The sequence below is a fragment of the Rhodoferax sp. genome (assembly GCF_018063565.1).
Taxonomy (GTDB): domain Bacteria; phylum Pseudomonadota; class Gammaproteobacteria; order Burkholderiales; family Burkholderiaceae_C; genus Rhodoferax.
This window is the reverse complement of sequence record NZ_JAGPBB010000005.1, coordinates 1-22892: the sequence shown is the minus strand read 5'-3', so window position 1 is coordinate 22892 and position 22892 is coordinate 1. Positions and strand designations below refer to the sequence as shown.

The 22892-nt window shown below is 60.6% G+C and carries 18 protein-coding genes and 1 tRNA gene; 15 read left to right on the top strand and 4 right to left on the bottom strand.

Annotated features, from left to right (window positions below; all coding sequences use genetic code 11):
• Positions 1–5: 5 nt before the first annotated feature.
• Positions 6–1868, bottom strand: coding sequence for a GGDEF domain-containing protein (locus KBF66_RS02285; protein WP_296651556.1), 1863 nt, complete (start codon positions 1866–1868; stop codon positions 6–8).
• Between the two features lie 263 nt (positions 1869–2131).
• On the opposite strand from KBF66_RS02285, the gene KBF66_RS02280 reads away from it, so the two are divergent.
• From KBF66_RS02280 to KBF66_RS02210, 15 genes are all read left to right on the top strand, one after another.
• The gene (locus KBF66_RS02280; RefSeq protein WP_296651553.1) at positions 2132–4312 is read left to right on the top strand and encodes a TonB-dependent receptor; all 2181 of its coding nucleotides are present in this window, start codon (positions 2132–2134) and stop codon (positions 4310–4312) included.
• Positions 4313–4321: 9 nt separating this feature from the next.
• Positions 4322–4846: a YfiR family protein gene (locus tag KBF66_RS02275; protein WP_296651550.1), complete on the top strand. Its 525-nt coding sequence runs from the start codon at positions 4322–4324 to the stop codon at positions 4844–4846.
• Positions 4843–7899: a response regulator gene (locus KBF66_RS02270; RefSeq protein ID WP_296651545.1), complete on the top strand. Its 3057-nt coding sequence runs from the start codon at positions 4843–4845 to the stop codon at positions 7897–7899. Before KBF66_RS02275 ends, KBF66_RS02270 begins: the two co-directional genes overlap by 4 nt.
• 3 nt (positions 7900–7902) lie before the next feature.
• Positions 7903–8820 (top strand): diguanylate cyclase, encoded by a 918-nt coding sequence (locus KBF66_RS02265; RefSeq protein WP_296651542.1) that lies wholly within the window; start codon positions 7903–7905, stop codon positions 8818–8820.
• A gap of 30 nt (positions 8821–8850) precedes the next feature.
• Positions 8851–11445, top strand: a complete 2595-nt coding sequence (locus KBF66_RS02260; RefSeq protein WP_296651539.1) for an FtsX-like permease family protein — start codon at positions 8851–8853, stop codon at positions 11443–11445.
• A gap of 160 nt (positions 11446–11605) precedes the next feature.
• The gene (locus KBF66_RS02255; protein ID WP_296651536.1) at positions 11606–12382 is read left to right on the top strand and encodes a transporter substrate-binding domain-containing protein; all 777 of its coding nucleotides are present in this window, start codon (positions 11606–11608) and stop codon (positions 12380–12382) included.
• 36 nt (positions 12383–12418) lie between these two features.
• Complete coding sequence (locus KBF66_RS02250; protein WP_296651533.1) at positions 12419–13105, top strand: ABC transporter permease; 687 nt, start codon at positions 12419–12421, stop codon at positions 13103–13105.
• Entirely contained in the window at positions 13106–13819 is a 714-nt protein-coding gene (locus tag KBF66_RS02245) for an ABC transporter permease subunit (RefSeq protein WP_296651530.1), read from the top strand.
• A 15-nt stretch (positions 13820–13834) separates the two neighbouring features.
• Complete coding sequence (locus KBF66_RS02240; protein WP_296651527.1) at positions 13835–14965, top strand: succinylglutamate desuccinylase/aspartoacylase family protein; 1131 nt, start codon at positions 13835–13837, stop codon at positions 14963–14965.
• A 22-nt stretch (positions 14966–14987) separates the two neighbouring features.
• Positions 14988–15767 carry an ATP-binding cassette domain-containing protein gene (locus tag KBF66_RS02235; protein ID WP_296651522.1) on the top strand — a complete coding sequence of 260 codons (780 nt, stop codon included), beginning with the start codon at positions 14988–14990 and terminating at the stop codon, positions 15765–15767.
• Positions 15768–15829: 62 nt separating this feature from the next.
• Positions 15830–16882, top strand: coding sequence for a PLP-dependent cysteine synthase family protein (locus KBF66_RS02230; RefSeq protein ID WP_296651517.1), 1053 nt, complete (start codon positions 15830–15832; stop codon positions 16880–16882).
• A 40-nt stretch (positions 16883–16922) separates the two neighbouring features.
• Entirely contained in the window at positions 16923–17237 is a 315-nt protein-coding gene (locus KBF66_RS02225) for an antibiotic biosynthesis monooxygenase (RefSeq protein ID WP_296651513.1), read from the top strand.
• Position 17238: 1 nt separating this feature from the next.
• Entirely contained in the window at positions 17239–17934 is a 696-nt protein-coding gene (locus KBF66_RS02220) for a fumarylacetoacetate hydrolase family protein (RefSeq protein WP_296651510.1), read from the top strand.
• A gap of 30 nt (positions 17935–17964) precedes the next feature.
• Complete coding sequence (locus KBF66_RS02215) at positions 17965–18510, top strand: NUDIX hydrolase (RefSeq protein WP_296651506.1); 546 nt, start codon at positions 17965–17967, stop codon at positions 18508–18510.
• A 159-nt stretch (positions 18511–18669) separates the two neighbouring features.
• Positions 18670–20112, top strand: coding sequence for an exonuclease domain-containing protein (locus KBF66_RS02210; RefSeq protein WP_296651502.1), 1443 nt, complete (start codon positions 18670–18672; stop codon positions 20110–20112).
• A 12-nt stretch (positions 20113–20124) separates the two neighbouring features.
• Here the strand turns inward: KBF66_RS02210 and KBF66_RS02205 are convergent, their stop codons facing one another.
• The 3 genes from KBF66_RS02205 to KBF66_RS02195 form a co-directional block, all read right to left on the bottom strand.
• Positions 20125–20460 carry a hypothetical protein gene (locus KBF66_RS02205; protein WP_296651500.1) on the bottom strand — a complete coding sequence of 112 codons (336 nt, stop codon included), beginning with the start codon at positions 20458–20460 and terminating at the stop codon, positions 20125–20127.
• Between the two features lie 26 nt (positions 20461–20486).
• Complete coding sequence (dinG, locus tag KBF66_RS02200; RefSeq protein ID WP_296651496.1) at positions 20487–22649, bottom strand: ATP-dependent DNA helicase DinG; 2163 nt, start codon at positions 22647–22649, stop codon at positions 20487–20489.
• A 116-nt stretch (positions 22650–22765) separates the two neighbouring features.
• Positions 22766–22842: transfer RNA gene (locus KBF66_RS02195), tRNA-Asp, on the bottom strand.
• Positions 22843–22892 lie beyond the last annotated feature (50 nt).

Here is a 22892-nt window from a genome sequence, read left to right as displayed (position 1 = left end):
GGGGGTCAATAACTCTTGGAGTCTGCCCACATGTCGGCGTTGAAGCGAATGACACGGTTGCGCCCTTGCTCCTTGGCCTGGTACAGGGCCACATCGGCAAATTTGACGGCCTGCCAGAAGGTCTCGCTGTCGTTGGGAAAGTCAGAAATGCCGATCGAAATCGTCTTCTGGATCACAATGCCGGCCACCTGGACTTTGAGATTTTCAACCGCCAGACGGATATTTTCCGCCACTCGGTCAGCCATGGCACCCTCACTGTCCACCAGAATGATGAGGAACTCCTCGCCGCCATAACGGATCACCAGATCCGAGGCCCGCACCGACTGCTTGAGCACCGTCGACAAAGCCTTGAGCACGGCATCTCCCGCGTCATGGCCATAGGTGTCGTTGACCATTTTGAAGTAATCCAGATCGAGCATCAGGATCGCCACATGGGCCTGCTTGCGCTGCACACCGGCCACCAGGGTGTCAACATACTGCTCCAGGAATCGGCGGTTGTGCAGTCCGGTCATCGGGTCCAGCAGCGTCGAGTCGCGCAGACTCTCCATCAGGCGCTTGGTCTCCAGTACCGGTGCCGTTTCCCGCAGGTACACATTGACAAAAGGCACCTTGGCGAGCAAATCAGCCTGCTGTTCCGGCTTGGCCAGAATCTGTACCACACTGCCAACCGAGCCGGACTGGATGATCGGAAAACACACGTGTTGGCGCGGCCCCCGGTCCGCAGGAGGACGAAACGCGTAACAGATGTCAGCCTGACTGATACCGTCCACCATGTGCCCGGTCCTGCGCACCCGGCAGGCGTCAGGCCGCACCAGGATCTCCGGGTCGCACCAGCGACAGGCGTCGGCCTTCTCCCCGTCCACCAGGATCGGCTGCATCTGTTTCTTGTTGCTGCTGATCTCGTAAATCGAATACTCAGCCAAGGAGAACTGTTCTTGCAGGGTTCCTGAAAGTCGGCGATAGATTTCGGATTTGGACTCATCCTCTTCAATGGCCTGCTTGAAATGTGCAGCCTTGGTAAGGCCTTCGACCATCTCGATGGTGGCCGTCAACAGGTTTTCTCCTGGTGCCGGGGTGCGCTCGGTCAAACGGGCCACATGGCCACCGATGCGGTTGAGGCCATCATCCAGAAAGGTCAGCAGGCGGTTCATGTCGGTGGCAATCTGGCCAATCTCGTCGTTCGTACGCTTTTCGATCTGCGAGCGAAAGTTGCCGCGCAGCGCACTCTGAACCGCTTCTTCCACGGCAATTGCCGTCTCTGAAATCGGACGCAGAAGTCGGCGCAACAGCAGCACCAGCAACAACGCAAACAGCGTCACCGCACCGGCAATGCCGGTCACCGTGTAGGCGGCCTTTTCTTTCAGCCCCTGCACCGACATGCTCATGCTGACTGCACCCAGCACGGCGCCCTCGGCGACCTGATGGCACTGCAAGCAGTTGGGTGTGCCACTGGCCGTGGCGATGTAGGGAATGGTGCCCCGGAAAAAAGACTCTCCGCCCTCACTGACCAGTTCGAAACGGGGGGCACCTTCCCGCAGCACGGCGAGCTCCATGTCATCGGCCGCCGTTTCGCGCGCCAATCCCTTGCCGAACTGACGCTCCACCTCTGGCGAACGGATCACCCGCGCCGACTTCAAACCCTGCACTTCCACCAGCCGTTGCAGAAACCGTTCGCGCTTGTCAATCACCCCGTTGATCATGGATTCGGTCAAATGCACCCGAACGATCTCACCCGCCGTGCGGATGTGCTCAGTGGCAGATGCGATCAAGAAGCTGTGAAACGCATACAAACTGATCGCAACCAGCACCGCCAGCAACCCAGCGGCGGTGCTGACAAAAAACAGGGTGACTTTGGCATTCAGGTTCACAACCGTATTTCCAACTGGTTAAGGTATTCAGGAGACCCACCCCGCAGTTTGTATGCCCATCCACCAACCTGCCTGCGGGTGCGGCGGTGATTATGCGGGGAAATGGCGTGTGACAACAACATCCCGATCGCCAATCAGATGACATATGTCAGGCAGTCGGGTCTGATACGATGCGCTAAACCGTTGGCGATTGGATACATGGAGCGCAAACTGCGCGCGAGGCGACCGTTATGCACAAGAACAAACATTGGGCAAACCCCGCAATGCTGTCGGGTCTACTGTTGGCGGGTTCGGCCATTGCCGCGACTTCGGTCGAGTCCGATCTGGCGCGCATCATGCCGCTGTCGCTGACCGAACTGATCAACCTGCCGGTCGTGACCGCCTCGCGCCAGCTTGAAACGCGCGATCAAACGCCGTCCCACATTCTGGTCATCACACGTGAGCAGATCCGCGAACGCCGTTACCGCAATCTTGCCGATCTGCTGGAAGACTTGCCTGGCGTTGACTTCATGCGCGGTACCAAGTCATCAGCCTTCAATAACTTCAGCGTGCAGGGGCACGTCGGTCCCAACAAGCTGCTGGTCATGATGGACGGCATCCGCGTCGGCAATCCGGCGGGCGGAAATTTTCCGGTGGCGGAGAACTTTTCGCTGTATGCAACCAAACAAGTTGAGGTGTTGTTTGGTCCGGCCGCTGCACTGTACGGGGCCGATGCTGTGGCCGGCGTGATCAATATCATCACGCAGCACGGCAGCGGCAAGGCGGGCAGCACCCTGGCCGTCAGTGCCGGCAATTTTGGCAGCCGCGAAACCTCTTTCATGACCGCCATGCAAGCCGAAGACGGCTTTGCTTTGCGCGTGGGCGGACACTGGCAGCAATCTGACCGGGCCGATTTGCAGAACGCCTACGCCAAGGAATTTGCCAAGAAAGATGCCAAAACCTTCGGTGGCAGCGTCGTTGTCCCGGCAGCATTGCGGGAAGACTATGTTGGCGCCATCAAAAGCCAAAGCGTTTACGCCCACCTGGATACCGGTCGCCATCTGGATTTTGGTTATTACCACAATGTTTTTCGCAGCCTGACCAGCACCGGAGACAAACCTGAGACCGCTCTGTACCTGAATGAAGCACCCTGGATCACACAGACCGACACGGTGTACGCCAGGTACCAGACCCACCTTTCAAGCAGCATTGAACTCGAAACCGTGCTTGATTACTCGTTGCAGACGGTCGACCCGGCCTCCAAGTACGTCAACATCTATACCAATTTCATCGACGGGCACGAGTACGTCCGCGGGGAACGCCTGTCGTTCGAGCAGAACCTGAGCTGGCGGTTGCATCCGCAGCATCGCCTGCAGGCCGGTGTCGGGCTGCAGAAGTTTGCCGCGATCGAAGGGCACACGCTGCCAAGCTCCTACGACACCAGTCGCAGCGCCAGTGAACAGGACATGGTGTACCGCAACACCAATTTACCCCTCATGGTGAGCGAAGCGTCGCACACCAATGCCTCCTTGTACACGCAGCTTCAGTCCGATTGGCACCGTGACTGGTCCAGCATGATTGGTGTGCGCATGGACCGGCATTCCGCCTATGGCAGTTCGGTCAACCCGCGATTGGGTGCGGTCTGGCGTGCCAGCGATAAGCATGTGCTTAAGGCCCTGTATGCGCATGCCTTTCGCGCACCTTCACCCGAGGAAAGCCTGAGCTCCTTCGGCTCATTTGACGGCAGCAAAACCGCGGACGGGCGCTACCAGGGAACCGGTTTTCGCGTGCCCAATCTGGCGCTGGAACCCGAGAAGTCCAAAACCCTGAGTCTGACCTGGGACTGGCGACCCAGCGCTGACCTCAATCTGGTGAGCAACCTGTACCGCAGTCAGATCCGCAACCTGATCGTGACTTTGCCCTCCAGCAACGTCAACGCCATTCCAGGTGCCCTGTTGATCAGCCCCGAAAGCAAAGGCAACGCCGGACAGCAGACGCAGACCGGTCTTGACATCGCGGCCAGCTACCAGTTTCGCCTCAGCCGCGCCTGGTCCGGTGACTTGTGGGCCAGCGCCAGCTGGATCGGTGGCAGCATTGATGAGGGTGATGGCGTTCAATGGGACCTGCCTTTTGTCGCCGGTCAAAAGCAAAAGCTCGGTCTGACCTTGCGCTATCTGGACAAGCTCAGTATCTCGCCACAGATCCTGCATATCGGAGACACCACCAACGGGCGCAAAAAAAACCGGAACAATCCGCCAGATCGACTGCTGACACCCGGCTACACCCTGACCAACCTGCACGTCGGCTGGCATCACCTGCTCGGCGCCAATGTGACGCTGTGGCTGGACGTCTACAACCTGTTTGACAAACGCTACTATGCCGCACATGGTGCCGGCAGCCGGACCTTTTTCGACATGCCGCAGCAGCCACGCAGCTGGATGATGAGCTTTGAATACAGCTTCTGAGCGCCAGCCATGAAAGCAGTCTGGGTTTTGCTGACGGTGGCATTTTTTGCGCCGTTGATCTCAGCGCAGAACGCTGCGGTCTCCGAGTCGGCGCTCAAGTCGGCGCTTTTCTTCAAGTTGCCCCAGTTTGTCTATCAGCCTGACGATAGTCGCGAGCAACCCCTGCAACTGTGCCTGCTGGGCGGTGGCAACTTTCAGCCGGCGTTTGAAACACTGGCGCAAACACCGATCGATGGTCGGGCGGTGCGCTTTAGCAAACTTGCGGCGGTGACCGATGCTGGCCGATGCAACTTCGTCTTCATCACCCAGAGCGAGAGCGCGCAGATCGGCGCCATCCTGCGTCACCTGGCCACACTGCCGGTGGTCACCGTGTCAGAAATCAGTGGCTTCGCCAAAGCAGGTGGCATGGTTGAACTGTCCTTGGGCACGGCAGGTTCGCCCGTGGCGATTTTGATCAACCGCCAGTCTGCGCGACAGAAGAACATTGAATTCAACGCGCAGTTGTTGCGCCTGGCCAAGGTCGTGGAACCATGAGCCGAACCCTGCTAGAGCGCTGGTTGCACCCAGACAGCATCCGCAGCAAGCTGGTGTTGCTGGCAAGTGCTTCGCTTCTGCTGGCCGTGATACTGGTGTTTTCGCTTGGCGTTTTTCAACAGCAGCGCTTGATCCAGAACGAGTGGACGGAGTCGTTGACGGCACAGGCGCGCATGATCGCCATCAACAGCCAGGCTGCGGTGAGTTTTTCAGATCGAGCCGAAGCCAATCGTCTGCTCAGCGCGGTCAAGAGCAATCCGTCGATCCTGCGCGCGCGCTTGCGCATCAAGAATGGCCAGATATTTGCCGAGTACCAAAGCAGCAAGAGCCAGCCCTTCTATAAGGTCGTGCCCTACAGCCCCGGTCGGGTTGATGTTGACCAGGGCGTCATGACAGTGTGGTCCGATGTCCCGGGTGGTGAAGCGGATGAGGCTCGTATCGAGTTGACCGCTTCGCTGGACGTCATGCGCGCAGCGCTATGGCGCACCGCGTTGGAAAGTGCGCTGGCGCTGCTGCTGGCACTGGGCTTGTCACTTTGGCTATCGGGGCGCCTGGTGCGGCATCTGTCGGCGCCGCTGGAAGAACTCAGCCTGCTGATGACCCGGGTATCGAAAGACGCAAGTTTGACCGAGCGGTTTCAAACCCGCAGCAAAGACGAAGTCGGACGACTGGGTCAGGGTTTTAACCAGATGATCGACGCACTGCAGGCACGCGATGCCGAACTGGCGCAATACCGTCACAACCTGGAAGAACTGGTCAAGCAACGCACCCAGGAACTGACCCTGGCCATCGAAGCCGCCAACCACGCCAACCATGCAAAATCAGATTTTCTGGCACGCATGAGCCACGAGATCCGTACGCCCATGAACGCCGTCATCGGTCTGGGCAAACTGCTTCTGAAAACGCGTCTTGACGCCCAGCAGCGCGATTACCAGGAGAAAGTACTGGCCTCCTCCGATGCGCTGCTTGGCATCATCAACGATGTACTGGACTACTCCCGCATTGAGGCGGGCAAACTCAATCTGGAAACCATCCCCTTTGACCTCAATCAGGTGATGCACAACGTGGCCAATCTGGTCGCAGTGCGCGCCCAGGAAAAAGGCCTGGAACTGCTCATTCACATGGACGACGCGGTGCCGCGTCAATTGATCGGTGACCCGTTGCGCCTGGGCCAGGTCTTGACCAATCTAAGCAACAACGCGGTCAAGTTCACCGAGTCCGGCGAAGTGGTGGTGCGGGTCACGCGGCAGGATGGTCAGGCCCGGCCCGTCGCCGCAGATGAACCGGTCATGCTGACCTTCAGCGTCACGGACACCGGCATGGGCATTGCCCCAGACCAGCAAGTTGAGTTGTTCACGCCCTTCACCCAGGTCGATGGCAGCATCACCCGACGTTTTGGTGGCAGCGGGCTGGGCCTGGCGATCTGTCGACAGCTCACAGAGCTGATGGGAGGCCACATTTCGGTCGACAGTGCGGAGGGCCAGGGCAGCCGTTTCCATTTCACCGCACAGTTCGCGGTCGCCAAAGATCCGCAGCGCGTGCCGTCCTACTCCCACCATCTTGCCGGCAAACATGTGCTGGTGATCGACGACAACTTCAGTGCACGGGAAATCTTGCGACAAATGCTGACCCACTTTGGCATGCGCGCTGAAACGGCCTGCGGCGGGGCCCAAGGGCTGGAGCTGCTGCAGTCGGCGGCAAGCGCCGGGGACCCGTTTCAGCTGGTGCTGCTGGATTGGCTGATGCCTGACATGGATGGCCTGCAGACGGCACATCTGCTGCACCAGAGCGCGGCGGCCCTGGGCGGCGTGCCTGCGGTGCTGATGGTGACGGCGGGTAGTCATCAGAAAATTGCGGACCGCCTCGCCAGCGCCGGACTGGACCGGGTGTTGTCCAAACCGGTCAGTGAGTCTTCTTTGCACGATGCCATGCTGGAGGCGCTGATGGGGGCACCCCTGGCGCGTGCCCATCAGCAGAACCGCGACCAAAAGCGTGAACATCAATATGATTTTCGAAGCATTCAACACGCACGCATCCTGCTGGTGGACGATATCGAAATCAATCGCATGGTCGCGTTGGCATTTTTGGGTCAGGCCGGCCTCAGCGCCGACATTGCCGTCAACGGTCAGGAGGCGGTGCAGAAAGTTGCACAAAATACCTATGACCTGGTGTTGATGGATATCCAGATGCCGGTTCTGGATGGTCTGGCCGCAACCCGGGCCATTCGAGCACTGCCCGGGCAGGCAGAGCTTCCCATCGTCGCCATGACCGCACATGCCATGAGCACGGACCGGGAGCGCAGTCTGGCATCAGGCATGAATGATCACCTGACCAAACCGATCGATTCACACGCGTTCTTTGAGGCACTGTTGCGCTGGATCAAGCCGCGTCCGAGCGCCGGGGCCGCGGTTGCCGAACCCACCCCCTCCGACGATGCGGACAGTGGCATGCCCATTGCCCCCATGGATGGCATCGATACCACGCGAGGACTGCGCAACCACATGCATCGCCCGGCCCTGTACCTGCAAATCCTGTCGGGATTTCAGCGTGAATTCGGCAGCACGGCCGATGACATCGGTGTGGCGCTGGCCGCGGCCGATTTCGCCCTGGCCCGACGTCTGGCCCACTCGATGAAGTCGGCCGCGGCCACCATCGGTGCGATGGAGTTGTCGCAATGCGCCAAAACACTCGAAGACAGTTACGAGCAAGCGCAACGCAACGATGACGCGCTGGCGATCTTTGTCATTGCTCTCAGGCGTGTGTTGTCCGGTTTAAGCACGCTGGCGCGCGACCAATTGGCTTCGACCCGCACCAAAGTCATCGCTGAAACCACCTCTTTTGAGGTACAAATGGCCTTGATAGAACGCCTGGAATCGCTGTTACAGCATGATGATGCTGCCGCTGGCAGACTGGCACTGGAACTCAGGACCAGTCTGATTGACCCCAGGCTGCAAGATGAACTGCTGCTGCTGTGTGACCTGGTCGATGATGTCGAGTATCAACAGGCATTGGTTGTCCTTGCGAGAATTCGCGCCACTATCTCTAATCGCTGAGCCATGAATACTGGATTCACCTTACTGATTGTTGATGACGAGAAACACAACCGTGTCTTGCTGACCGAACTGCTGCAGGACGAGTACCAGATCGTCCTGGCGAAAAATGGTGCCCAGGCGCTGAAGATGGCGCGCGAGCGCAACCCTGACCTGATTCTGTTGGATGTGCTGATGCCGGGTATGGATGGTCTGGAAGTGATGCGTGTGCTGAAATCAACGGACAGCACCCGCCATATTCCGGTCATCATCGTGTCGGCACTGGACTCGGTGGCGGACGAAGAGCGTGGATTGCAGTTGGGTGCGGTGGACTACATCACCAAACCCTTTCATCCTCCGATCGTCCGGGTCCGGGTACACAACCACCTGCAATCGGTGCATCAGCGCCGCCTGCTGGAACAACTGGCGATGATTGACAGCCTCACCGAAATACCCAACCGCAGACGTTTCACCGAGGTGTATGAGCGGGAATGGCGCCGCTGTATGCGCAGTACCAGCCCGCTTTCGCTGGTGGTGGTGGACGTGGACCATTTCAAGACCTTCAACGACACCTACGGGCATGCGGCCGGCGACATGGTGCTCAAACGGGTGGCCACGGCGATCCGCGGTGCACTCAAACGACCAGCAGATTTTGCGGCACGGTACGGTGGCGAGGAGTTTGTGGTGATTCTTCCGGAAATCGACGCTGACAACGCATTGCAGATCGCCGAAAAGATCCGCCAGGAAGTCGAGCTGCAGAAGATCCCCTACCCGGAATCCAATATCGGCCCGTGGCTGACCGTCAGTCTGGGCGGAGCCACCTGCACACCCAAGCAGCCCGAGGTCGACGCCGCGCTGTTTGCCCAGGCCGACCACCAGTTGTATGTCGCCAAAGGCCAGGGGCGCAACCGGGTGCTGTGGCAGCCCGCCGACCGCGACGACTGATTCGGCGACCACCCGGTAGCGCCGACGCCCATGTTCGACCTGCTCAGAACTTTCTCATGGCAGGAGCTGCGTCAGCACCCGTGGCGAAACGCCGCGGTCACACTGGCTGTCATGCTGGGTGTGGCGCTGGCGTTCTCTGTGCATTTGATCAATACCTCGGCACTGGATGAATTTGCCCACGCAGCGCGTTCGGTCGCTGGACAAAGTGATCTCGAAGTACGCGCCCTGCAAGGCACTCTGGATGAGAAGCTGCTGGCGCGCGTGGCGCTGCCACCTGAGGTGGCAGTGGCATCGCCGGTGCTGGAAATCGGCAGCTACCTGCTGACGCCACAAGGTAAGCGCAGCCTGCGGGTGTTGGGGGTGGATGCGCTCAACGTGGCGGCGGTGTCGCCCGATCTGCTGCCCAGACCCGACCCGACCGACACAACAGCCCCGAGGCAACGCTGGTCGCTTTTTTCACCAGGGCAGGTCTTTCTGAACGCAGCCGCGCGGGCACTGATCGGTCCCGCCACATCGATTCAACTGCAAAGTGGCCTGCAATGGTTGCCGGTGCAGGTGGCAGGTCAGGTCATGGCCAGCGGTACTGCCCTGGCCGTGATGGACATCGGTGCAGCGCAGGACTTGTTTGGCAAGCAGGGACAGTTGAGCCGCATCGACCTGCGACTGCACTCCGGCGTTGATCGGGAGGACTTTGCCAGGCAGCTGCGCTCGGCACCCGATTGGCCTGGCCAGGTCCGAGTGGCAGTGCCACAGGACAACCGCTCGCCTATCGAAAATCTGTCACGCGCCTACCGGGTCAACCTCACCGTGCTGGCCCTGATTGCCCTTTTTACCGGTGCCTTTCTGGTGTTTTCGGTGTTGTCCCTGAGTGTGGCCAAACGCGCGCAACAGTTTGCCCTGCTCGGCGTGCTGGGGCTGGGTGCGCGCGCGCGCATGGCATTGGTGTTATGGGAGTCGCTGATTTTGGGCGTGGTCGGCAGTGTGGCCGGTTTGGCGCTGGGCACACTGCTGGCGGCACTGGCACTGCAACTGCTGGGCGGCGACTTGGGCGGCGGTTTCTTTTCGGGTGCTGCCCCCGCGCTGCGGTTCAGCATCTGGGCAGCGCTGCTGTATGGCGGTCTGGGTGTGCTGGCCGCACTGACCGGGGGCTGGTGGCCAGCCCGCTTTGCCCAAGGGCTGCCACCCGCGCAAACCCTCAAGGGGCTGGGGCATCTGGGCACAGCGCAATCCGGCCACTGGATCAGTCTGCTTTGCATCGCACTGGGGCTGGCGTTGACCGGTGCACCCGCCGTTTGGGGTATTGCGCTGGCGGCCTATGTGGCGATCGCGCTGCTGTTGCTGGGCGGTATCACCGGTCTGCCCTGGTTGATTGGCCTCCTGCTTGGCTGGCTGACGCCGCGCCTGTCGCGCCAGACGGTTCCGCTGCTGGCACTGGAGCGGGCCCGACGCCAGCGCGATACTGCGGCGGTCGCCGTCAGCGGCGTGGTGGCATCGTTAAGCCTGGCGGTCGCCCTAACCGTGATGGTGGCGAGTTTTCGCGATTCGGTGACCCACTGGCTCGATCTGATGTTGCCAGCCGACCTGTACGTCCGTAGCGCGGGCAACCTCGCCGCTACTGACACGGTCTATTTCAGCCCGGCATTTGTCGAGGCAGCGGCACGTTTGCCCGGTGTCAAGAAACTCCAGACTCAGCGCATGTTGCCGTTGTGGATGCAGCCGGGTCAAGCCGCCGTGTCGCTGCTGGCGCGCGAACTCGGCGACCCAGCGCGCAGTCTGCCACTGCTGCAGCCGGCGCTGGCCGTACCCGAGGGCATGACGGGTGTCTACGTCAGTGAAGCGGTGGTGGACCTGCACGGCGCCAAGCCGGGTCAGGCATTTCCCCTTCTTTCGCGATCTTTCATGCCCCTAGCCCAATCAGGACATGCGCAACCAGTTACATTTTTTGTAGCAGCCGTATGGCGTGACTACGCCCGGCAGAACGGAGCCATTGTGATCGACCGCGCTGCTTTTGAAGCCCTCACGGGTGATCGGCGCAGCAACGAGCTGTCGTTGTGGCTGCACGATGGCCAATCCGCCGCTGGCGTGCAACAGGCTTTGCTGGCGCTGGCCGGCCCCGAGGCGGCGCGTGGCGTAGACCCCGTCACCGGCACGGGTGGACTGCTGGAATTTGGCACGACAGCGCAGATTCGTGCCATCTCACTGCGCATGTTTGATCGCAGCTTTGCAGTGACCTATTGGTTGCAGGCGGTGGCGATTGGGATTGGCCTGTTTGGCATCGCCGCAAGTTTCAGTGCACAGGTGTTGTCAAGACGCAAGGAGTTTGGCCTGCTGGCACACCTGGGTCTGACGCGCCGACAGATTCTGGGCATGGTGACCCTGGAAGGGGCGGCCTGGACAACGCTGGGTGCCATCGCCGGACTTGGACTTGGTCTGGTGGTGGCGGTAGTGCTGGTGCACGTGGTCAATCCGCAGAGCTTTCACTGGACCATGGACCTGATGCTGCCGTGGCCGCGCCTGCTGCTGCTGGGCCTGGCGGTGGTGCTGGCGGGCACGCTGACGGCCTGGCTGGCCGGGCGCAACGCCGCCGGCCAGCATGCGGTGCTGGCAGTCAGGGAAGATTGGTAGCGCGGCACAATCCCTGCTTGCACCGGGCATAAACATTGCATGACTTGTTTGCACTTGGTGTAAACCAGCCCCGGGCGCAGGGATCCCTGATCGTAGAATCAAAGTTTGAATCTTTTCTTAAACCCGCCGGGCATGGCCCGGCACCTCTAGAAAGTTGCTTATGAAGAAACTCCTGCTTGTTGCTGCCATCAGCGCCCTGTGCGCCAGTGCCTTTGCCCAGGGCAAAGACCTCAAGGTCGCCATCGACGCCACTTACGAGCCGTTTACCTTCAAAACCTCCGACGGCAAGCCCACAGGCTTTGACGTCGACATCGCCAGCGCGTTGTGCGAACAGATCAAACGCAAGTGCGTGTTTGTTGAGCAAGCCTGGGACGGCATGATCCCGGGCCTGATGGCCAAGAAGTACGATGTGATCATCAGCTCGATGTCCATCACCGAAGAACGCCTCAAGCAAGTTGATTTCACCGACAAGTACTACAACACGCCAAGCAAGATCGTCTTGAAGAAAGACATCAAGTTCAGCGGCATTGACTCCATCAAGGGCAAGAAAATCGGTGTTCTGAAAGCCAGTACACAAGAGAAATACGCCCTGGGCGAGCTCAAGACCAAAGGTGTTGAAGTGGTGTCTTACGATGCGCAAGACCAGGTTTACCTCGATATCAAGGCCGGTCGCCTGGACGGTACCGTGGCTGACACCATGGAAGTGACGGGTGGTTTTCTGACCAAGCCGGGTGGCGATGCCTACCAGTTTGCCGGTGACCCGCTCTACATCCCCAAATACTTTGGCGTGGGAGCCGGCATTGCCTTGCGCAAGGGCCAGGCCGCGCTCAAGGGTGAGCTCAACGGGGCCATCAAGGCGATTCGTGCCAACGGCAAGTACAAGACCATTGCCGACAAGTACTTTGCCCAGTACAACATCGACATCTACGGCAAATAAGCCCAAGTCGCCGACCGCGCCCCCACCTGCTGAGCCATGCAATCGTATTTTGTGGTCATCTTGCAGGGCTCCCTGCTGACGGTGGGGGTGTCGCTGGCGGCGCTGGTGGTTTCGATTCTGTTTGGCCTGGCCGGTGCCGCGGCCAAACTCTCGGGGCGGCCGGTACTGGTCGCTCTGGCCACGTTTTACACCACCATCATCCGGGGTATTCCGGATCTGGTGCTGATGCTTCTGGTTTTCTATGGTGGCACGATTGGCATCAACACGCTGCTTGAAAAGATGGGCAGTGAGGCCACGATCGACATCGAGCCCTTTGCGGCCGGTGTCTTGACCATCGGCTTTATCTACGGCGCGTACATGACCGAAACCTTCCGGGGTGCGATCCTGAGCATCCCCAAAGGCCAGATGGAAGCCGCGTGGGCATTTGGCATGGGCCGCTTTCAGACCTTTTTGCGCATCACGTTGCCGCAAATGGTGCGCTACGCCCTGCCCGGCTTTACCAACAACTGGCTGGTGCTGATCAAAGCCACCGCGCTGGTCAGCCTGATTGGGCTGCAAGAGATGACGTATCTGGCCAAACAGGCCAGCGCCGCGACGCGTTCGCCGTTTGCCTTTTTTCTGTTCACCGGCGCGCTGTTTCTGGTCTATACCTCGGTGTCGCTGTGGGTGCTGAAGAAAGTCAATGCCCGTTACAGCCTGGGCACCAAACGGGGGCAACTGTAAATGGATTGGGCCGTCATCTTTGAGCCCGACAACCTGGCGCTGTTTGGCAACGGCATCGTCATCACCGTCTGGCTGCTGGCCGCCTCTCTGGCGGCGGGTGGCGTGCTGGCGCTGATTTTTGCCCTGCTGCTCACCGGCCCATGGGCGCCCTTGCGTTGGCTGGTTGGCGCCTATACCTTTGTGATTCGCGGCACACCGCTGCTGATTCAGGTCTATCTGATTTATTACGGTTTGGGCCAACTCGAGTGGATTCAGGCGCGCTGGAACGATGTCTGGCCCTGGACCTATTTCAAAGAGCCGTTCTTCTGCGCCTTTCTGGCGTTCACCCTCAATACCGCGGGCTACACCGCCGAAATGCTGGCTGGCGCCATTCGTGAAACCAGCGCTGGCGAGATTGAAGCCGCGCACGCCTACGGCATGAGCCGGGTGCAAACCATGTGGCGTGTGGTGCTACCCAGCGCGATGCGCCGGACCCTGCCGGCGTACAGCAACGAGGTGGTGATGATGCTGCACAGCACCAGTCTGGCCAGCGCGGTGCCCAACATGCTCGACATCACCTCGGCGGCGAGCCGCATTTACGCCACCTATTACCTGCCCTTTGAAGCGTATTTGGCCGCAGCGGCGATTTACCTCACGGCATCGTTCTGCCTGATTGGTTTCTTCCGATTTTCTGAAAAGCGACTGTTGGCCTATCTGGCACCGCAGAAGCATTGAACGCACTTCACCGCCATGCAGCGCATTGACCACCCCTTACTCAGCCCCAGTCTGGGCAGCCGCAAAACCGTCAGCAGTTTTCACTATGGCACGCCGGGTGTCGGGCGCAAGGTCTACATCCAGGCCAGCCTGCACGCCGAAGAGTTGCCCGGGATGCTGGTGGCACACCATCTGCGCCAGCGCCTCGAAGCCGCCGATGCGGCCGGGCAGATCAGCGGTGAAATCGTGCTGGTGCCGGTCGCCAACCCGATTGGCCTGGCGCAGCGGCTGGACCACAAACCCATGGGCCGTTTCGAGCAGGATACCTCCGAAAACTTCAACCGCCATTACCCTGATCTGGCGGCGGGGGTGTTCCCTCTGGTCAAAGACAGCCTGGGCGGCGATGCTACCAGCAATGTGCAGCAGGTGCGCCAGGCCATGCGCACGTTTCTGGACCAGTGGCAGCCTGACACCGAATTGCAAAGCCTGCGCAAGCGCTTGTTGTTGCTGTCGTTTGATGCCGATCTGGTGCTTGACCTGCATTGCGACTGCGAAGGCGTGCTGCATTTCTACACCGAAGAGCCATGCTGGCCACAACTGGAACCGCTGGCGTATTTTCTGCACAGCCAGACCATTTTGCTGGCCCGCAACTCCGGCAATTTACCGTTTGACGAGTGTTTGTCCTGCGCCTGGTGGCAGCTGGCCGAGCGGCTGCAGTCCGCTGGGCGCAACGTGCCGCTGCCACAAGCCTGTTGCAGCACCACCATCGAGCTGCGTGGCGAACTTGAGGTTTCGCACGCGCTGGCGCAGACCGACGCCAGCGCCATTGAGCACTGGCTGCAATTCATCGGCATGCTGGCGTGCGAATCCGCCCCGGCCGTACCCGCGCCAAGCTGCGCTGCCACACCGCTGGCCGGGTCCGAAACCTTGCACGCCCACAGCCCGGGCATCGTGGTATTTGCTGCTGAGCCGGGGCAGGTGTTGAAAAAAGGCGACCTCGTGGTCGAGATCGTCAACCCGATCGACAACACCGTCGAGCGGGTGCTGGCGGGTGTGGACGGCCTGTTTTATGCCCGCATCCGTGACCGCTACATCACCGCGGGTGGCGAATTGGGCAAGATCGCTGGTGCGCAGGCCTACCGCACCGGCCCGCTTTTGGGTGCCTGAGCACCGCAACCGGACGCACACCATGACCCCCACCACCTCGCTCAAGCTTCAGGTCGAAAACATCCACAAGCGCTTTGGCACCAATGAGGTGCTCAAAGGCGTGTCACTCACAGCCCACGCCGGCGATGTGATCAGCATCATTGGCAGCTCTGGCTCGGGCAAAAGCACTTTCCTGCGCTGCATCAACCTGCTCGAAAAGCCACACCAGGGCCGCATCCACGTTGCCGACGAAGAGTTGCACTTGAGCCCAGGGGCGAACGGCGAATTGCATGCGGCCAACCCGAAACAGCTGGCGCGTCTGCGCACCAAACTGGCCATGGTGTTCCAGCATTTCAACCTGTGGGCGCACATGACGGTGCTGCAAAACATCATCGAAGCACCCGTGCATGTGATGAAGGTGCCACGCGACCAGGCCATCGAGATTGCCCGCAAGTACCTCGCCAAGGTCGGGCTGGAGGGCAAGGAAGACGCTTACCCGGCGCATCTGAGCGGCGGCCAGCAGCAACGGGTGGCGATTGCCCGCGCGCTGGCGATGGAACCCGAGGTGATGCTGTTTGACGAACCCACCAGCGCGCTCGACCCCGAACTGGTGTCTGAAGTGCTCAAAGTGATGAAAAACCTGGCCCTGGAGGGTCGCACCATGGTGGTGGTGACGCATGAGATGGGTTTTGCCCGCGAGGTCTCCAACCATCTGATCTTTTTGCACAAGGGCCTGATCGAAGAAGAAGGCAACCCGGCAGCCGTGTTGTCTGCACCCAAGAGTGAGCGACTGGCGCAATTCCTCTCGGGCAGCCTGAAGTAAGGGCTGTTTCAGGCTCAAGCGCATACCGGTATTGTGATGATTGCTATCTTGAATGGACTTTTATGAACTGGCTGCACACGGCGATTGCCACCATCGAAGCCGACTATCAGCGCAGCGCCGACACCCACCTGATCGCCCTGCCCCTGCCTGGTTTTGCCCGCCACGGCATTGATCTGTACCTTAAAGACGAGTCCACCCATCCTACCGGCAGCCTGAAACACCGGCTGGCGCGCTCGCTGTTTTTGTATGGCCTGTGCAATGGCTGGTTGCATGAGGGCTCGACCGTGGTTGAATCCAGCAGCGGCTCCACGGCCGTGAGCGAAGCCTACTTTGCCCGCCTGCTGGGTCTGCCCTTCATCGCCGTGATGCCGCGCGAGACCTCATGCGAGAAGATCGCCCAAATCGAATTTTATGGGGGGCGCTGCCATCTCGTGGACAACCCGACCGCCGTTTATGACGAGGCGCGCGCGCTGGCAGCACAGACAGGCGGTCACTACATGGACCAGTTCACCTATGCCGAGCGTGCCACCGACTGGCGCTCCAGCAACAACATCGCGCAAAGTATGTTCACGCAGATGGCGCGCGAGCGTTTTGCCGTGCCGCGCTGGGTCGTGGTGGGCGCAGGCACCGGCGGCACCAGCGCCACCATCGGGCGCTATGTGCGTTACCAGCGCCACGCCACCGAGTTATGTGTGGCCGACCCGGTGGGCTCGGTGTTTGGCGCGTACCACCGCAGTGGCGATGCGTCGGTGACCGGTCCGGGCTCGCGCATCGAGGGCATTGGCCGACCGCGCGTCGAGCCCAGCTTTATCCGCACGCTGGTGGACCGCATGATTGACGTGGCCGACGTCGATTCGGTGGCCGCGATGCATTATTTGACGACGCTGCTGGGTCGCAAGGTCGGCCCCTCTACCGGCACCAACTTCGTCGGCATGCTTGAACTGGCCTGCGAAATGCGCGCCAAGGGCGAGCGTGGCTCGATCGTGTCGCTGCTCTGTGATGCGGGCGAACGCTACCTCCAGTCGTATTTTGATGCCGAGTGGACGCACCAGCACATCGGCGACTACGCACCAGCCAGCGCCCGGCTACAGGCACAACTGGCCGATGTCGACTGAACCACTGCCAATGCCTCAACTCAATTTGCGAAAGAAACCCATGATTCTTGAACTTGCCGACTTTGCCATCCACCCCGGCCAGAACGCCGCTTTTGAAGAAGCCATCACACGCGGCGTGCGCACCGTTATTGCGCATGCCAAGGGCTTTGAAGGCTTCAAGGTCAACCGCTGTATCGAGAACCCCCAGCGCTACATCTTGCAGATTTTCTGGACCACACTGGAGGACCACACCGTGGGTTTTCGTGAATCCCCCGCATTCACGGAGTGGCGCGCCATTGTCGGCCCGTACTTTGCAAGCGCGCCAGTGGTGCAACATTTTGATCTGGTCGACAAATCCGATGCATTGAGAGGCTAGCATGGACTATTGTTTTGCCCCTGCACCGCTGGCCTCGGTGCCCATTCTGGGCAGCGGGGCGCAGTTTCCGGTGCACCGCATCTATTGCGTGGGCCGCAACTATGAAGAGCACGCGCAGGAGATGGGCCACAGCGGCCGCGAGCCGCCATTTTTTTTCATGAAACCTGCTGATGCGGTGCTGCCTGTGCCCGCTGGCCAAACCGTGGCGCTGCCCTACCCCAGCCTGACCCACAATCTGCATCATGAGATCGAGCTGGTAGCGGCCATCGGCGTGGGTGGAAAAGACATCGCGGTTGAGGCCGCGCTGGCGCATGTCTTTGGCTACGCCGTGGGTCTGGACATGACCCGGCGTGACCTGCAGAACGACATGAAAAAGCAGGGCCGCCCCTGGTGCATCGGCAAGGGGTTCGATTCTTCCGCACCGATTGGCCCCATCACGCCTGCAGACCAGGTGCCTGGCATTCACCAGGCGGATATTGAATTGCAAGTCAATGGCGTTGTACGCCAGCGCAGCCAGATCAGCCGTTTGATCTGGAACGTGGCCGAGACCATTGCCGAGCTGTCCAGGGCCTGGACGCTGCAGCCCGGCGACCTGATTTACACCGGTACACCCGCCGGTGTGGGGGCGGTGGTGCCAGATGACCTGTTGCAGGGCAGCATCAGTGGCCTGAGCGGGATTGCCCTGCGCGTGACCTGAGCGGGGGCGGTTTCAATTTACACTGGCTGCATGCAACGCCCCCCTGCCAAACACTGCCGCAACTGCGGCGCCGCCGTGGTGTACCGCATCCCTGACGATGGCGACACCAAAGAGCGCGGGGTGTGCCCCAGCTGTCAGACGGTGCATTACGAAAACCCGTTGAATGTGGTGGGCACCATTCCGGTGCTTGGTGAGCGTGTGCTGTTGTGCAAACGCAATATCGAGCCGCGCCTGGGTAAATGGACGCTGCCGGCAGGTTTTATGGAGTTGCACGAAACCGTTGCAGAGGGCGCGGCGCGCGAAACCCTTGAGGAGGCGGGTGCACAGTTCGAAATGGGTGAGTTTTTCTCACTGGTCAACATCGCCCGCGTGGGCCAGGTGCATTTGTTTTACCGCGCCCGGCTGCTGAGCGACCAGTTTGACCCCGGCCACGAGACCCAGGAAGCCCGGCTGTTTACCGAAGCTGAAGTTCCGTGGGACGAGATTGCTTTTCGCACGGTCGGCGAGACCCTCAAACGCTACTTTGCCGACCGCGCAAAAGGCCAGTTTTCGATTCATGTCTTTGATATCCCCTGAACTCCAGACCCAGTTGGTACTGTGGTTTTACCGCGCTGGCACATTTTTGCTCAACAACGTGCTGGACGATCCGGCCTGGCTGGCGCTGCTGTTTTGTTAGTGTTTTAGGCATCCAGCCCATAAATCATAAGCGCTGACAGCTCTTGTTTTTGTATCACCATGCTACCCTGTTACGTGCTGCTTGACCTGGAAACCACCGGCGGCAACGCGCTGCATGACCGTATCACCGAGATTGCGGCGGTGCGCGTGGAGGGCGGCATGGAAGTGGCACGCTGGAGCACGCTGGTCAACCCGGAGGTGCGCATTCCCTATTTCATCGAGCAACTCACCGGCATCCGCAACGCCATGGTGGCTGCCGCGCCCACCTTTGACGAGGTCGGGCAACACCTGCTGCAGCTGCTCGACGGTGCAGTGCTGGTGGCGCACAACGTGCGTTTTGACCATGGTTTTCTGCAACACGAATTCGCCCGCGTGGATGTGACGCTGCGCGTCAAGACCCTGTGCACGGTGCGCCTGTCACGCCTGCTCTACCCACAGGTCAAAGGCCATGGGCTCGACGCCATCATGCAGCGACACGGCATCGCAACCGAGTCAAGGCACCGCGCGATGGGGGATGTGTTGGTGATGCAGCAGTGGCTGGCACAGGTGACCGAGGCGTTTGGCATCGACCTGCTGCGAGCCCATGCCCAGACACTGCTGCAAGGCAGCGCCGCATTGCCGCCGCAGCTCGAAACGCCGATCACCGACATCCCCGAGTCGCCCGGGGTTTACCTGTTTTACGGCGAGGGTCCCATCCCGCTGTATGTCGGCAAAAGCGTCAAGCTGCGCAGTCGGGTGATGTCGCACTTTCAGGCGGCAGGCCGCGAATCGCGTGAGATGCGCATTGCGCAGGAGATTCGCCGCGTCGAATGGATCGAGACCGCAGGCGAACTCGGTGCCCTGCTGCTCGAAGCGCGTCTGGTCAAACAGCACCAACCGATCCACAACCGGCAACTGCGCCGCGCCAGCAGCCTGAGCGCCTGGCGGTTGGATGCCAATCCCCAGAGCCGCCCACTGCTCACGCTGTTGCAGGCTGGCACGCTCGACCCGACGCAGTTTGGCAACCTGTACGGCCCGTACCGCTCCAAGAATCATGCGCTGACGCAGCTACGCGAGTTGGCTCAGCAGCACGGCCTGTGTCTGCAGGCGCTCGGGCTCGAATCGGGCAAGGGGCGCTGCTTTGCGCATCAGATTGGACAATGCAAGGGCGTGTGCTGTGGTGAAGAAGCCCCCGAGCGCCACCACCTGAGGCTACAGATGGCGCTGGTGGCCGACAAACTGCGGGCCTGGCCTTTTGCCGGACCGGTGGGTCTGCGGGAACACAACCCGCGCACGCAGCGCAGTGAAGTTCATGTGTTCGACCAATGGTGCCATCTGGGCACCGCGCAGAGCGATGAAGCGCTGCAAGAAACGCTGCAAAGCCGCCCAGCGGTGCTGGCGTTTGACCTCGACACTTACAAACTGGCGCTCAAATACCTGTTGCCACCAGGCAAGGCCGGGGTGACGCCGGTTGCGTTAAGAAACAACCAAAACACTTTCCAGCCCATGATAAATGATCGATAGTAGCTATCGCTACTATAGCTTTCTGGTGATGCGTTTGGGCTCAACATCGGTGACTTCGTTGACATCACGCACCGTTGCATCCACCACATCCGCCGAAGCCCCCGACGCCGAACCATGCGTGCCGGATGCGCCACGGCGGTAAAAACGCTCCCAGGCCGCCTGCCGGTTGATCTGGAACGTCCAGGGACTGATCGGCCGTCCGGTCAACGTGGCCCACAAGGCGCGCAGCAGCCACACCAACAACACCAGCAAAGCGGCCATCAGCAGACTGGCAAAAAACACCAGCCCGGCCAGCAGCAAACCAAGGCGCACCACAAAACCCAATACCGTCGACAACAGATTACCCAAAACACCACTCCTTCACTGACTGGCCATCACTGTAATCCCGGCACCGGCACAGTCCCGCTGCGAAGCCGCCGAAAAACCGCATACGCTGGCAGGCCTTGCAGCATCCGCCTGCCGTAGCCGGTGCCCAACAGGCGCTTGTCGTAACACAGCACACGGGCCTGGTCGTCTTCGGTGCGGATGGCACGGCCAGTCCACTGCAACAGCCGGATACCGGTGGCAGGCACCACCAACTCGTCAAACGGATTGCGCCCCTGCCGCTTGAGCCATTCGGCACGCGCCTCCTCCACCGGGTCACTCGGCGAGGCAAACGGTAGCTTGGTGATCAGCACGGTCTCGCACAATGCCCCCGGCAGGTCCATGCCTTCGCCAAACGACTGCATGCCAAAGATGATTGACGCTTGGCCAGACTCCACCCGGGCCTGATGACTGGACATCAAGCGATGGCGCGACATTTGTCCCTGCACCAACACCAGCGGCAGCAGATCGGGGCCGAGCGCATCCACGGCCGCCTTCATCTGTACGCGTGAGGTGAACAACACCAGTGCACCTCTTCGCACAGTCGACAAATCCTGCAACAGCATGGCCACCATCTCACGCGTGAACGCCTCGACATGGCGCGGATCCGCCGCCGTCTCGGCAACCACCAACTGACCCTGCGTGGCATAGTCAAACGGGCTTTCAACCGCCAGTGTGCTCACACAGGGCATGTCACGCAGACCGGATTCTTCGAGAAAGAAGTCAAAGTTGCCACAACTGCTCAGGGTCGCCGAGGTGATCACCACCCCCCTCACCTCACCCCACAAGTGCTGGCGCAACAAGTCACCGGGCACGATGGGACAGGCGTGCGCGCTCAAACTCACCAATCCGCTACTGGTGTCTGAGCGCAGCCACTTGGCCAAGGGCTGTGACTCATGGGTCAAAAACATGACACTGGTACGCACAATGCTGCCGAGCCGAGGCGCCAACGGCCCCAGTTTGGCGTACAGCAAGGCCAGGCGGGCGGCCTGACCAGGGTCTTCCTTGGCACGGGTCTTGATCTCAGTACCCAGCGCCTCCAGAGTTTCTGACAACGCCTGCGCGTGCCCCTGGATCAAGGTCATGGGGTCAACCAGCACGTCGGGCAACCTACCGTCACCAAATCGATGCACCAAGTCGTAACTTGGCGAGATTTGACGTAGCAGGTCCATGCCAATGCGTGCGGCGTTGCCCAGCGCGGCGTGGAGTTGCTGCGCCAAGGTTGTGACATCCTGAGTCAACACGTATCCCATTTTTTCGGCCACCTCGATCAGGCTGCGTGGCAAACGGTCGAGCCAGCGCAGGTTGCTCAAGTCCATGGCGGCGGAGAACTGGTCCAGCGCGACGGCAGGCAGGTGATGGCCTTCGTCAAACACCAAAAGGCATTTGTCCAGATCAGGCAAGGCGTTGCGACCCAGCGACGCCAGCACCAGATCGTGGTTGGCCACAATCACCTGCGCCTGGGCCAACTGGGTACGCGCCTGGTAGTAGCTGCAATCGCGAAAACGCGGACAGTGGCGTACCGTGCAGCTGTGCCGCTCAGCCGCCAGGGTCGACCAATCGCCGGGCTCCGGTGAGTCGGCCAGACTGTCACGATCGCCGTCCCATTGCTCCGCAGCGAGCAAGCGTGCCAGGGTTTCATAGAGTCGCAGGCGGCGCGCCTGTGGGTCTTGCTGGCCTGGCACCCGAGCTTGCCGCAGATCGGCCGTGGCTGGCGCGGGCAAGTCGTCTGCCTCGAAGATGTCATCCGCCTCCATGCCGCTGCCGACCAGGCGTTCAAGCTTGAGTTTGCAGACATAGCGGCCACGTCCCTTGGCCAGGGCGAATACAAAGGGGGTATCCAGCACGGCGGCCAGCGCAGGCAGGTCTTTTTGCAGCAATTGCTCCTGCAGGGCGACGGTTGCGGTCGAAACGAGCACCCGGGTCTTGCGCTCCAGCGCCATTGCAACCAAGGTCGACAGATACGCTGCCGACTTGCCAACCCCGGTGCCTGCCTGAATGACGGCGATGGCGCGCTCCGGTTGGGCGTGCTCACCAAGACTCACGCCCTGCAGCGCGGTGACAATGCGCTCGGCCATGTCGCGTTGCCCGGCGCGCGCGCGAAAGCCGGGCGTGGCAGCGAGCATCTGATCAAACGCGGCGAGCGCCTTGCTTGCAGGTACAGAATCACTCACCGCCAAGTACCAAGCCGCTCATGCACAAACACGGGTGCCTCCTGAAGTGCGTGGCGATGACCACACCCTGGAAATGAAAAAGCCTTGTAACTCACTGAATTACAAGGCTTTATGACTGGCGGAGCGGACGGGACTCGAACCCGCGACCCCCGGCGTGACAGGCCGGTATTCTAACCAACTGAACTACCGCTCCCGGTAGCTAACGTTTACTCTTGCGAGCCAAGTCATTCACCATTGCTGGCA